The sequence below is a fragment of the Micromonospora echinospora genome, from assembly GCF_014203425.1.
GTDB lineage: Bacteria > Actinomycetota > Actinomycetes > Mycobacteriales > Micromonosporaceae > Micromonospora > Micromonospora echinospora_A.
In genome coordinates, this window is the sequence record NZ_JACHJC010000001.1 from 1973365 (window position 1) to 1985502 (window position 12138).

General features: G+C 73.1%; 10 protein-coding genes. 6 read left to right on the forward strand and 4 right to left on the reverse strand.

What is annotated here, in order from left to right:
* The first annotated feature begins 3 nt into the window (after nucleotides 1-3).
* From FHU28_RS09430 to ilvC, 3 genes are all read left to right on the forward strand, one after another.
* Entirely contained in the window at nucleotides 4-1899 is a 1896-nt protein-coding gene (locus FHU28_RS09430; RefSeq protein WP_184682883.1) for an acetolactate synthase large subunit, read from the forward strand.
* Nucleotides 1900-1960: 61 nt separating this feature from the next.
* Nucleotides 1961-2476 (forward strand): acetolactate synthase small subunit, encoded by a 516-nt coding sequence (gene ilvN / locus FHU28_RS09435; protein WP_030500879.1) that lies wholly within the window; start codon nucleotides 1961-1963, stop codon nucleotides 2474-2476.
* Between the two features lie 59 nt (nucleotides 2477-2535).
* Nucleotides 2536-3549 (forward strand): ketol-acid reductoisomerase, encoded by a 1014-nt coding sequence (gene ilvC / locus FHU28_RS09440; protein WP_073830438.1) that lies wholly within the window; start codon nucleotides 2536-2538, stop codon nucleotides 3547-3549.
* 84 nt (nucleotides 3550-3633) lie between these two features.
* On the opposite strand, the gene FHU28_RS09445 is transcribed toward ilvC, so the two are convergent.
* Entirely contained in the window at nucleotides 3634-5316 is a 1683-nt protein-coding gene (locus FHU28_RS09445) for a tetratricopeptide repeat protein (protein WP_184682886.1), read from the reverse strand.
* A gap of 264 nt (nucleotides 5317-5580) precedes the next feature.
* Here FHU28_RS09445 and serA point away from each other — a divergent pair, with 264 nt between their 5' ends.
* Nucleotides 5581-7179 (forward strand): phosphoglycerate dehydrogenase, encoded by a 1599-nt coding sequence (gene serA / locus FHU28_RS09450; protein ID WP_184682888.1) that lies wholly within the window; start codon nucleotides 5581-5583, stop codon nucleotides 7177-7179.
* Between the two features lie 61 nt (nucleotides 7180-7240).
* Here serA and FHU28_RS09455 read toward each other — a convergent pair whose 3' ends face one another.
* Both FHU28_RS09455 and FHU28_RS09460 read right to left on the reverse strand, forming a co-directional pair.
* On the reverse strand, nucleotides 7241-7594 hold the full coding sequence (locus FHU28_RS09455) for a hypothetical protein (protein ID WP_184682890.1): 354 nt from the start codon (nucleotides 7592-7594) through the stop codon (nucleotides 7241-7243).
* 295 nt (nucleotides 7595-7889) lie between these two features.
* On the reverse strand, nucleotides 7890-8762 hold the full coding sequence (locus tag FHU28_RS09460) for an FAD:protein FMN transferase (RefSeq protein WP_184682892.1): 873 nt from the start codon (nucleotides 8760-8762) through the stop codon (nucleotides 7890-7892).
* Between the two features lie 220 nt (nucleotides 8763-8982).
* Between FHU28_RS09460 and FHU28_RS09465 the strand changes: the two genes are divergently transcribed.
* Both FHU28_RS09465 and FHU28_RS09470 read left to right on the forward strand, forming a co-directional pair.
* Complete coding sequence (locus FHU28_RS09465) at nucleotides 8983-10014, forward strand: 3-isopropylmalate dehydrogenase (RefSeq protein WP_030500874.1); 1032 nt, start codon at nucleotides 8983-8985, stop codon at nucleotides 10012-10014.
* A gap of 193 nt (nucleotides 10015-10207) precedes the next feature.
* Entirely contained in the window at nucleotides 10208-11302 is a 1095-nt protein-coding gene (locus FHU28_RS09470) for a branched-chain amino acid aminotransferase (RefSeq protein ID WP_184682894.1), read from the forward strand.
* A gap of 57 nt (nucleotides 11303-11359) precedes the next feature.
* Here FHU28_RS09470 and FHU28_RS09475 read toward each other — a convergent pair whose 3' ends face one another.
* Entirely contained in the window at nucleotides 11360-12100 is a 741-nt protein-coding gene (locus FHU28_RS09475; RefSeq protein ID WP_184682896.1) for a tyrosine-protein phosphatase, read from the reverse strand.
* Nucleotides 12101-12138: the final 38 nt, after the last annotated feature.

A 12138-nucleotide genomic window follows, 5' to 3' on the forward strand; every position in this document is an offset into this window, starting at 1 on the left:
GCCATGACGAGACCCACGCCAGAGACCCTCGCCCACTCCGCCCGCCGTGCCCGTTCCGGCACCGGCGCGGCCGGTGACTCCGACTCCGCCGCCCGCCCCGGCCGTGCCGCCCCGGCGGCCGCCACCACCGAGACGCCCGTACGGGAGCCCGCCACCGCGCAGGTCTCGGGCGCCGGTTCGCTCGTGCGGTCGCTGGAGGCGCTCGGCGTCGACGTGGTCTTCGGCATTCCGGGCGGTGCGATCCTGCCCGCGTACGACCCGCTCTACGACTCGACGGTCCGGCACATCCTGGTCCGCCACGAGCAGGGCGCGGGGCACGCGGCCACCGGTTACGCGCAGGCCACCGGCCGGGTCGGCGTCTGCATCGCCACCTCCGGCCCGGGCGCGACGAACCTGGTGACCCCGATCGCCGACGCCTACATGGACTCGGTGCCGATAGTGGCGATCACCGGCCAGGTGGCCCGGCCGTCGATCGGGACCGACGCCTTCCAGGAGGCGGACATCCAGGGCATCACGCTGCCGATCACCAAGCACAACTTCCTGGTGCAGACGGCCGACGAGATCCCGCGGGTGCTGGCCGAGGCGTTCCACCTGGCCGCTACCGGCCGGCCCGGCCCGGTGCTGGTCGACATCCCGAAGGACGTCCTGCAGGCGCCCGCGACCTTCTCCTGGCCGCCCGCGCTCGACCTGCCCGGCTACCGGCCCACGCTGCACCCGCACGGCAAGCAGATCCGCGAGGCGGCCCGGCTGATGACCGGCGCCCGCCGACCGATCCTCTACGTCGGCGGTGGCGTGCTCAAGGCCGGCGCCACCGAGGGGCTGCGGAAGCTGGCCGAGCAGACCGGCATCCCGGTGGTCACCACGCTGATGGCGCTGGGCGCGTTCCCCGACTCGCACCGCCAGCACCTGGGCATGCCGGGCATGCACGGCACCGTGTCCGCGGTCTACGGCCTGCAGAAGGCCGACCTGATCGTGGCGCTGGGCGCCCGCTTCGACGACCGGGTGACCGGCAGGCTGGACTCGTTCGCGCCGGACGCGACAGTGGTCCACGCCGACATCGACCCGGCCGAGATCGGCAAGAACCGGCACGCCGACGTCCCGATCGTGGGCGACGCGCGGCACGTCATCGACGAGCTGATCGCGGCTGTCACCGCCGAGCAGGCCGCGCACCAGTCGGTCGACCTGACCGACTGGTGGGCGCAGCTCGACGACCTGCGCGAGCGGTACCCGCTCGGCTTCGAGGAGCCGGCCGACGGCACGCTCTCCCCGCAGTACGTGATCAAGCGGCTGGGCGAGATCGCCGGCCCGGACGCGATCTACGTGGCGGGCGTCGGCCAGCACCAGATGTGGGCCAGCCAGTTCATCTCGTACGAGAAGCCGCACACCTGGCTCAACTCCGGCGGCCTGGGCACCATGGGCTACGCCGTCCCGGCCGCGATGGGGGCCAAGGTCGGCAAGCCGGACACCACGGTGTGGGCGGTCGACGGCGACGGCTGCTTCCAGATGACCAACCAGGAGCTGGCCACCTGCGCGCTGGAGGGCATCCCGGTCAAGGTCGCTGTGATCAACAACGGCAACCTGGGCATGGTGCGGCAGTGGCAGACCCTGTTCTACGGGGAGCGCTACTCCAACACCGAGCTGGGCACGCACAAGCACCGCATCCCGGACTTCGTCAAGCTCGCCGAGGCGCTCGGCTGCGTCGGGCTGCGCTGCGAGAACGCCGCCGACGTGGACAAGACCATCGAGGCGGCCATGGCGATCAACGACGCGCCGGTGGTCATCGACTTCGTGGTCGGCAAGGACGCGATGGTCTGGCCGATGGTCGCCGCCGGCACCAGCAACGACGAGATCATGTTCGCGCGGGGCGTGCGTCCCGCCTTCGACGAGGACGAGTTGTAGTCATGACCGAATGCACCGAGCGCAGCGAGGGCCATGAGGGCATGACGAGGAAGGCTCAGCAATGACCATGCACACGCTGTCCGTGCTCGTGGAGAACAAGCCGGGTGTCCTCGCCCGGGTCTCCGGGCTGTTCTCCCGGCGCGGGTTCAACATCGACAGCCTCGCCGTCGGCGAGACCGAGAACCCGGACGTCTCCCGCATCACCATCGTGGTCAACGCCGAGTCCTCGCCGCTGGAGCAGGTGACCAAGCAGCTCAACAAGCTGGTCAACGTACTCAAGATCGTGGAGCTGGACCCGCAGGTGTCGGTGGCGCGGGAGCTGCTGCTGGTCAAGGTCCGAGCGGACCGCACGGCCCGCGCCCAGGTGCTGGAGACGGTCGGCCTGTTCCGTGCCCGGGTGGTCGACGTCGCGCCGGACACGCTCACCGTCGAGGCCACCGGCACGCCGGACAAGCTCGACGCGCTGCTGCGTGACCTGGAGCCGTTCGGCATCAAGGAGATGGTCCAGTCCGGCACGGTGGCCATCGGGCGGGGTTCCCGGGCCATCACCGCCGGCCCGGCCCTGCGCGCCGCCTGATCCGTACCCACAAGTTTTTTCGACGGGCCGATGGGCTCCGCCGTACGAAAGGGAAGTCAATGAGCGTTGAGGTGTTCTACGACGACGACGCCGACCTGGGCCTGATCCAGGGCCGCAAGGTCGCCGTGATCGGGTACGGCAGCCAGGGCCACGCGCACGCGCTGTCGCTGCGCGACTCGGGCGTCGACGTGGTGATCGGCCTGCCCGCCGGGTCGAAGAGCCGGCCGAAGGCCGAGGAGCAGGGGCTGCGGGTGCTGACGCCCGCCGAGGCGGCGGCCGAGGCCGACGTGATCATGATCCTGGCGCCGGACACCGCCCAGCGTGGCCTCTACGCCGAGGCCATCGCGCCGAACCTGACCGCCGGCAAGGCGCTGTTCTTCGGGCACGGCTTCAACATCCGGTACGGCCTGATCAAGCCCCCGGCCGACGTGGACGTGGCGATGGTCGCCCCGAAGGGCCCCGGCCACCTGGTCCGCCGCCAGTACGTAGACGGCAAGGGTGTGCCCTGCCTGGTGGCCGTCGAGCAGGACCCCAGCGGCAACGCGCTCGGGCTGGCCCTGGCCTACGCGAAGGCGATCGGCGGCACCCGGGCCGGCGTTATCCGGACCACGTTCACCGAGGAGACCGAGACCGACCTGTTCGGCGAGCAGGCGGTGCTCTGCGGCGGCGCGGCGGCGCTGGTGCAGACCGGTTTCGAGGTGCTCACCGAGGCCGGCTACGCGCCCGAGGTGGCCTACTTCGAGTGCCTGCACGAGCTGAAGCTCATCGTCGACCTGATGTACGAGGGCGGCATCGCCCGGATGCGCTACAGCATCTCCGACACCGCCGAGTACGGCGACCTGTCCCGTGGCCCGCGCGTGATCGACTCCCGGGTCAAGGAGGAGATGCGCAAGATCCTCGGCGAGATCCAGTCCGGCGAGTTCGCCCGCGAGTGGGTGGCCGAGGACGAGGCGGGCCGGCCGAACTTCGCCAAGTGGCGGGCCGAGGGCGCGGCGCACCCGATCGAGGAGACCGGGCAGAAGCTGCGCGGCATGATGAGCTGGGTCGACCGGCCGATCACCGAGACCGCCTGAACCCTCCCACGTGCGGCCCGCGACCCGACGCTCTCCCCGGCGTCCGGCCGCGGGCCGCAGTCCGCTCCACCCACCCACCGCCGGTCAGGTGGCCACCAGCCGGTCCGCCTCGGCGAGTGCCCGCCCGGCCTCGTCCGGGCGGCCGAGCGCAGCCAGCGACGCGGCCAGGTTGCGCAGTGCGTCGGCCACCTCCGCGGGCGGCAGCCCGCCGTCCGCCGCACGCGCCTGCTCCACCGACTCGCGGTGAGCGTCGTACGCCTCGTCGAGCCGGCCCAGCGCGTCCAGCCGGTTGCCGAGATTGCCCAGCGCCTGGGAGAGGCCGGCCCGGTGGGCCGGATCCTCGTCGGCCAGCTCCCGGCGCAGGGCCACGCACTCCCGCAGCGCCTCGGCCGCCCCGGCCACGTCACCGGACCGGTTCAGGGCCCGCTCCAGGCCGAACAGGGCCGCGCTCAGCAGCCCACGGTAGGTCGGTTGTCCGGCCACCAGTGACCGGGCCAGCTCGACCGCCTCCCGTCCGGCCGCTGTCCCGGTCATTCCGGCGATCCGCGTGCCGGGCGGCGGCGGATCCTCGTCGCCCCGCTTGAAGGCGGACATGACCGTCACCGCGCACAGGCCCTGGACGAGCAGCGGGCGAAACACCTCGGGGAGGTCGTCGGCCCGCTGTCGGCAGAGGGGCAGCAACTCCTCCAGGAGCGGCTCCACGTCGTCCCACGCGCCGACCGTCATCCGTGCCGGGACGAGCGCCATCAGTGCCCGCGCCAGTGGGACGCCCCCGCCGTCGCGCGCCACCTCGACGGCTTCGGCGAGGCGGGCGAGGCCCTCGTCCGGTCGGCCCGTCTCCAGCAGCAGTGAACCGTGGGCGCGCAACGCCTTGGCCAGGCCGCTCCCTCGTACCCCGGGAGTCTGGTCGACCCAGGGCCGTAGGAGGTCGACCGCCCCGGCAGCCGCCCGCTCGGCCGCCTCGACCTCACCGAGTGCCTGCCGGCAGTGCGACTCGGCCAGCAGTGCGTCGGCGGAGACGCGGTGTCCGGGCACCGGTGTGACGGAGCGGAGCACCTCCAGGTCCGCTGCGGACGCCGTCAGCAGTTCCAGTGCGTCCCGGTGACGACCGTTCACGGCCATGCTGAACGCGAGGTTTACCGCCGTGTTGGCGCCGGCGGCCTTCCAGCGGAACCGGTACCGCCAGGGAAGCGCGCGGTATGCGTCCCACGCCTGCCGGCGAACGTCCAGAGCTTCGTCGTGCCGCTCCAGCGCCGTCGCCCCCTCGCCGGCCGCCAGCAGGGTGACGATCCGCCGGGCCCGGTCGTCGGCGGTGAGCGGCTCCGCGCCGGCCCAGGCGCGCAGCGCCAGCCGCGTCGACGTGAGCGCCTCCCGTGCCTCGCCTAGTTGGGACCGGTGCTGGGCGAGCAGCGTCCGAGCGGTGGCGAGCGCCACGAGCCCGAGCCGGTCGGACGACCCCTCGACGTACCCGATCGCCTCGGTGAGTTCGGCGATGATCGCGGTCGTGGGACGGACGTCCGGCACGCCGGCGCGGGCCACCAGCGCCCGGGCCAGAGCCGTCCGGTGCCGATCCGGGCGTTCGGCGACCAGCCGACGGCAGAGCGCCACCGCCTCCTCGGCGGCGGTCGTCCGCCGGGCCGTTTCATCCCGCGGTCCGCTCACCACCTGGGACCGGGTGATCAACGCCTCGGCCAGCCTCGGCCCCCAGCCGAGCGGGTCGAGCCGGGCCATCGGCCGCAGCAGCGCGATCCGGACGACCACCGACATCGGCGCTTCCTCCCTCGTGACGACAGCTCCCGTTGTAGCGGCCCGATGCCAGCGCGGCGTCCGGTGAACGGGGGATGACAGGCGTGCGACGGGCGTGTGTGAGGGCCCTCACCCCGCACTCCGGGACACGCCGGGCGGACGGCCACCTACCATCCTTGGTGTGGTGCCCGAGCGCACCCGACGGCCTGGCACGGATCGGCGTAGGGCGCAGTGCGGCGCCCCGGCGTCCCAGGCCGCACCATTACCGAGCGTCTACGAGGACCGATGAATCCTGTCGTACTGATCGCCGAAGAACTCGCCCCCGCCGCCATCGAGGTGCTCGCCCACGACTTCGATGTGCGCCACGTGGACGGCACCGACCGCCCGGCCCTGCTCTCTGCGCTCTCCGAGGCCGACGCGGTGATCGTACGAAGCGCCACCCAGATCGACGCCGAGGCGATCGCGGCCGCGCCGCGGCTCAAGGTGGTCGCCCGCGCCGGCGTCGGTCTGGACAACGTCGAGGTGTCCGCCGCCACCGCTCGGGGCGTCATGGTCGTCAACGCGCCCACCTCGAACATCGTCTCCGCCGCCGAGCAGGCCGTCGCGCTGCTGCTCGCGGTGGCCCGCAACACCGCCAGCGCCAGCGCCGCGCTCAAGGCCGGCGAGTGGAAGCGGTCGAAGTACACCGGCGTGGAGATCCAGGGCAAGACCGTGGGCGTGGTCGGCCTCGGTCGCATCGGCGTGCTCTTCGCCCAGCGCATCGCCGCGTTCGGCACCCGGCTGATCGCGTACGACCCGTACATCCAGCCGGCCCGCGCCGCGCAGCTCGGCGTCCGCCTGGTCGGGCTGGAGGAGCTGCTGCGGGAGAGCGACTTCATCTCCATCCACCTGCCGAAGACGCCGGAGACGGTGGGCCTGATCGGCGAGAAGGAGCTGGCGATCGTCAAGCCGGGCGTCCGGATCGTCAACGCGGCCCGGGGCGGACTGGTCGACGAGCAGGCGCTCGCCGACGCGATCGCGGAGGGCCGGGTCGCCGGCGCCGGCGTCGACGTGTACGCCAAGGAGCCCTGCACCTCCTCGCCGCTGTTCGCCTTCGACAACGTGGTGGCCACCCCGCACCTGGGCGCCTCCACCAACGAGGCGCAGGACAAGGCCGGTCTCGCCGTGGCCAAGAGCGTCAAGCTCGCGCTCCAGGGCGAGTTCGTCCCGGACGCGGTGAACGTGCAGGCCGGCGGCGTGGTCGCCGAGGACGTACGCCCGCTGCTGCCGCTGGCCGAGCGGCTGGGCCGGGCGTTCACCGCCCTGGCCGGCGGGGTGGCCGCCAGCGTCACCGTCGAGGTGCGCGGTGAGATCGCCGGCCACGACGTGTCGGTGCTCAAGCTCGCCGCCACCAAGGGGCTGTTCAGCTCCGTGGTGGAGGAGCAGGTCACCTACGTCAACGCGCCGCACCTGGCCGCCGAGCGGGGCGTCGAGGTCACCCTGGCCACGCCGGGCGAGACGGTCGACCACCCGAACCTGGTGACCGTGCGCGGCGCGCTGCCGGACGGGCGTACCGTCCGGGTGTCCGGCACCGTGGTGCACACCGGCGCCCGTGACGTGTTCAAGCTGACCGAGGTGGACGGCTTCGACGTGGAGATCGGCGCGGAGGGCATCCTGGTCTTCCTGCGCTACGCCGACCGGCCCGGCGTGGTCGGCACCGTCGGCACGCTGCTCGGTGAGGCCGGCGTGAACATCGCCGCCATGCAGGTGGCCCGCCGCGAGGCCGGTGGCGAGACGCTGATGACGCTCACCGTCGACCAGGCGCTCGGCGCCGACCTGCTCACCTCCGCCGCCGACTCGATCGGCGCGGTGGCGGCCAGCGCCGCAGACCTGCGCGACGTGTAGTCCGGACAGGACACATCGGGGCCCGGCCGGATGCGGCCGGGCCCTTCGTCGTTCCGGACGGTCAGGAACGCACGCGGGCCGGTGGCGGGTAGACCGAGCCGTCCTGCGCGTCGAAGAGCATCAGGTCGTGCTCGCCGGCCAGCCGTTCGATGTCCAGCAGGACCTGGTCCGGGCAGGTCGGGTTCAGGTTCATCTCGATGTGGTCGGCGGCCGTGTGCAACGGCGCCTCCCACGGCGTACCCGGCCGGGGCGGACCGTCGGGGTAGCTCCCCGTGATCGCCCGGTAGAAGGCGACCAGCCTCGGGTCGGGTTGCTGCCTGCCGTGCCAGCCCTCGCGGCACTGCTGCACCGCCGCCCGCACCTGCTCCGGTGTCGCCCTGTCCGGCAGGGCCCACACGCTCAGATCGAAACTCACGGCGGACAGCGTGCCATCCCGGGCCCGGCCCGTCACCTCTGCCCCACCGTGCGTTCACCGGCTGACTGCCGACACCGATTCCGAAGCGTCCGCTGTGGAGACTCTTGCGTCGAGTTGCGTCGATTCGCTAGCGTACCGTTGCGGTTTCCGGCTGAGTCGATTCCCGGCCCGTCTTCGGGTGGCGCGGTCGGGCGTCCGCCCCGTCGGCCCGCACCCCTCGATTGCGCGAGCCACGCGCACTCGTCGCTGACCGGCCCTCACGGTCGTTGCCGAGACCGCGGGGGCCGATCGCGGCTCAGCGCCGGTGCTGCGCGAACAGCGGACGGTAGTCCGAGTCGTGGCGGAACCAGGCCAGTCCGGCCGGTCCGGCGGCGTACAGGGCGGTGGCGTAGGCGTCGGCGGCGGCCAGGTCCGGGCCGATCACGGTGGCGGCCACCAGACGGTCGGTCGGCTCGCCGGTGTGCGGGTCGATCACGTGTCCCCGCCGCCCGGTGACACCGGAGGTGCCCACCGCGCCGGTAGTCATCTCCAGCACGACAGGCGTCCGCCGGGTGTCGGTGGGGTGGTGCACCGCGACCCGCCACGGCCCGCCGTGCGCCGCGCGCCCGCGTACCGTCAGGTCGGCGCCGCTGAGCACGGCGTAGTCGTGGACGCCGGCGGCGCGCAGCCGCGCCGCGGCCCGCTCCACCGCCCATCCGCCGAGCAGGCCGCCCGGGTCGAAGCCGCCGGGCACGGCCCAGGCGTCGAACCACCCGTCGGTCGCCGCCCGCATCGACGCGCAGAGGTCGATCAGGTCGGCCAGCGGGGGGTACGAGTCGGGGCTGATCTCGTCGCGGCGCAGCCGGGACACGAGGCTGTCCGGCCGGTTCGGTCCGTAGGTGAGGTCGACGGCCCGCAGTTCGGCGACGGCGTCCCGCAGCGCCTCGCCCACCACCCGGTGGCCCAGCCACTCGGGCGCGTTGAGCAGCAGCGTGTAGTCGGCGGTCGAGGTGGTCACGTTGTGCCGGACGGCGATCCGGCCGGACGCGCCGGCGCCGGGCCGCTCGACGCGGTGGCTGCTGGCGCCCAGGTGCAGGTCCGGACGGACCGGGCGGAACGCGGACTGATCGACCCAGCGGGTACGTGGTTGCTCGTCCGCCCAGTGGGTTCGCCGGTGTTCGATCCGCATGACACCTGCCCCTCGGTGGTCGCCGCCGTATCGCGGCGGTGGCCGGTTCCGGGCCTGCGTCGACCCGATCGAACCCGACCCTAAGCAGTGGAGATGACGGCACCATGAGTGCCGGCTGGGAGCATCCTGTGACTCGCCTTTCCCGAATGGTGGAAGAGTCGTACCGGGGGCCGGGACACCGACGTACCGTTGCCGAGAACGTCGAGACGAGGAGCATCAGGTGGCACGCATCGCGGTGGTGGCCGGCGACGGCATCGGACCCGAGGTGGTCGCGCAGGCCCGCAAGGTCCTCGACGCGGTGCTGCCCGGCATCGAGGCCACCGAGTACGACCTGGGCGCGGCGCGCTGGCACCGCACCGGCGAGGCGCTGCCCGACTCCGTCCTCGACGAGCTGGCCGGTCACGACGCCATCCTGCTCGGCGCGGTCGGCGACCCGACCGTGCCGCCGGGCGTGCTGGAGCGCGGCCTGCTGCTCAAGCTCCGGTTCGCCTTCGACCAGTACGTCAACCTGCGCCCGTCCCGGCTCTGGCCCGGCGTCGGCGGCCCGCTCGCCGCGGTCAAGCCCGGCGAGGTCGACCTCGTGGTGGTCCGCGAGGGCACCGAGGGCCTGTACGCGGGCGCCGGTGGCGCGCTGCACCGGGACACCCCGGCCGAGGTGGCCACCGAGGAGAGCCTGAACACCCGGCACGGCGTCGAGCGGGTCATCCGTGACGCCTTCGCCCGTGCCCGCCGCCGCGAGCGGCGCAAGGTCACGCTCGTGCACAAGACCAACGTGCTCACCCACGCCGGATCGCTCTGGTCGCGCGCCTTCGCCGCGGTGGCCGCCGAGCACCCCGACGTCACCACCGAGTACCAGCACATCGACGCCGCCGCGATGTTCCTGGTGACCAACCCGTCCCGCTACGACGTGGTGGTCACCGACAACCTCTTCGGCGACATCCTCACCGACATCGCCGCCGCGGTGACCGGCGGCATCGGGCTGGCGGCCAGCGGCTGCATCAACCCGGAGGGGCGCTACCCGTCGATGTTCGAGCCGGTGCACGGCTCCGCGCCGGACATCGCCGGCAAGGGCGTCGCCGACCCGGTCGCCGCCGTGCTCTCCGCCGCGCTGCTGCTGGACCAGCTCGGCCACGCCGACGCCGCCGCCCGGGTGACCGCCGCGGTCGGCGCCGAGCTGGCCGCGCGTACGCCCGGCGCGCCGCTGCGCACCGAGGAGGTCGGCGACCGGCTCGCCGGGTACGCCGTATCCTGACCGGGCCGATTCCTTCCTGGCGGCCCGGTAACGGGCCGCCAGACCCGTCTCCGGGCCCGCTCCGGCGGTCCGGTGCGACGTGACCGCCTGCGGGCGGATCTATCCGCTGAACGACCGTTCGGGGTAAGTTTCTGGCACCAGTGACGTCGGCGTGCGATCCCGCATGCCGTGAACCCGCAGGGAGGTCAGCGCGATGAGCGGTGGTGACAAGCTCGATTTCGAGATCCGTCCGAATCCCGCGCCGGTATCCGCCGCCGACCGGGCCGCCCTGCTGGCGAACCCCGGTTTCGGCCGGGTCTTCACCGACCACATGGTCACCATCCGCTACGCCGAGGGCAAGGGCTGGTACGACGCCCGCCTGGAGGCGCGCGCGCCGATCCCGATGGACCCGGCGGCGGCGGTGCTGCACTACGCGCAGGAGATCTTCGAAGGGCTGAAGGCGTACCGCACCGGTGACGCGGTGACGATGTTCCGCCCGGAGGCGAACGCGGCCCGGTTCAACGCGTCCGCCCGCCGGCTCGCCATGCCGGAGCTGCCGGACGAGACGTTCGTGGAGTCGCTGCGCCGGCTCGTCGAGATCGACCAGGCGTGGATCCCGCAGCACGAGGACGCCAGCCTCTACCTGCGTCCGTTCATGTTCGCCAGCGAGGTCTTCCTCGGTGTGCGCCCGGCCAACGAATACCTCTACTGCGTCATCGCCTCGCCCGCCGGGGCGTACTTCTCCGGTGGGGTGAAGCCGGTGACGGTCTGGGTCTCGCCGGACTACACCCGGGCGGCGCCCGGCGGCACCGGCGCGGCGAAGTGCGGCGGCAACTACGCGGCCTCGCTCGCGGCACAGGCCGAGGCGATCGAGGCCGGCTGCGACCAGGTGGTCTTCCTGGACGCGGTCGAGCGGCGCTACGTCGACGAGCTGGGCGGCATGAACGTCTTCTTCGTCTACGACGACGGCAGCATCGTCACCCCGCCGCTGGGCGGCACGATCCTGCCCGGCATCACCCGCGACGCGATCCTCGCGCTGGCCGCCGAGGCCGGGCACGAGGTGCGGGAGGCGCCGGTCAGCTTCGCCGACTGGCAGACGGACGCGGCCAGCGGGCGACTGCGCGAGGTGTTCGCCTGCGGCACGGCCGCTGTCGTCACCCCGATCGGCGGCGTGCGCTTCCCGGCGGGCGAGTTCCTCATCGGCGGTGGCGAACCGGGCCGGACCACCATGGCGCTGCGCCAGAAGCTCGTCGACATCCAGCGCGGTCGCGCCGAGGACCCGCACGGCTGGGTCACCCGGGTCATCTGACCGTCCCGCCCGCGTGGTGGTCGAGGAGTCCGCTCCCCGACCACCACGCGGCGGGGGTCAGTCCAGCAGGTGGGTGCGCAGGGACTCCAACTGCGCCTCGGTGACGCCGGCGTGGGTCAGATAGCCCTCGACCGAGCCGTAGCCGGCGCGCAGCTCGGCCAGGAACAGCTCCATCGTCTCGGCGGGCGAGTCCAGGAACGGCGGCGGCGGCTCCTCCGCGTCCGGCAGCGTGGCCCGTACCCACTCGGCGAAGCGCTGCGACGCGGCGCTGCTGAGCGCGTAGTCGGCGACCACGTCCTCGTCGGGCACCCCGAGCACGGCCAGCGTGAGCGCGCAGACGATGCCGGTGCGGTCCTTGCCGGCGACGCAGTGCACCACCACCGGGGCGTTGGCGCTGTCGGCGATCAGTCCGACCGCCTCGGCGAGCCCGGCCGTGCCGGTGCGTGCCAGGTCGGCGTACCGGTCGGCCAGGTAGCGGGCCAGGCTGACGCCGGAGGCGTCGAACCGGTTCGCGCCCCAGTCGGCGTGCTCGGGGTGGATGTGCCGGTAGGTGAGCCCGTCGTAGGCGGGCACCCGCCCGTCGCGTTCCACCTCGGTGGGGCGGCGCAGGTCGATCACGGTACGGATGCCGAGCGCGGTGAACGCCGCCCGGTCGCTCTCGTCGATGCGGTGCAGCGAGTCGGAACGGTAGAGCCGGCCGCGCCGTACGCCGCGCCCGTCGCCGGCGGCGTACCCGCCGACCTCACGGAAGTTGAACAGGGTGGGGAAGGGGCTCTGCGGGGCGTCCACATCCGACACGGTAACGGCCGACGGGGCGTTCACACGTCCCGCCGGCC

Excerpts from the sequence above, each read along its gene's own strand:
- ilvC (WP_073830438.1), top strand. The coding sequence starts at position 2,536 with ATGAGCGTTGAGGTGTTCTACGACGACGACGCCGACCTGGGCCTGATC.
- FHU28_RS09470 (WP_184682894.1), top strand. The coding sequence starts at position 10,208 with ATGAGCGGTGGTGACAAGCTCGATTTCGAGATCCGTCCGAATCCCGCG.
- FHU28_RS09460 (WP_184682892.1), bottom strand. The coding sequence starts at position 8,762 with ATGCGGATCGAACACCGGCGAACCCACTGGGCGGACGAGCAACCACGT.
- FHU28_RS09445 (WP_184682886.1), bottom strand. The coding sequence starts at position 5,316 with ATGTCGGTGGTCGTCCGGATCGCGCTGCTGCGGCCGATGGCCCGGCTC.
- serA (WP_184682888.1), top strand. The coding sequence starts at position 5,581 with ATGAATCCTGTCGTACTGATCGCCGAAGAACTCGCCCCCGCCGCCATC.
- FHU28_RS09430 (WP_184682883.1), top strand. The coding sequence starts at position 4 with ATGACGAGACCCACGCCAGAGACCCTCGCCCACTCCGCCCGCCGTGCC.
- ilvN (WP_030500879.1), top strand. The coding sequence starts at position 1,961 with ATGACCATGCACACGCTGTCCGTGCTCGTGGAGAACAAGCCGGGTGTC.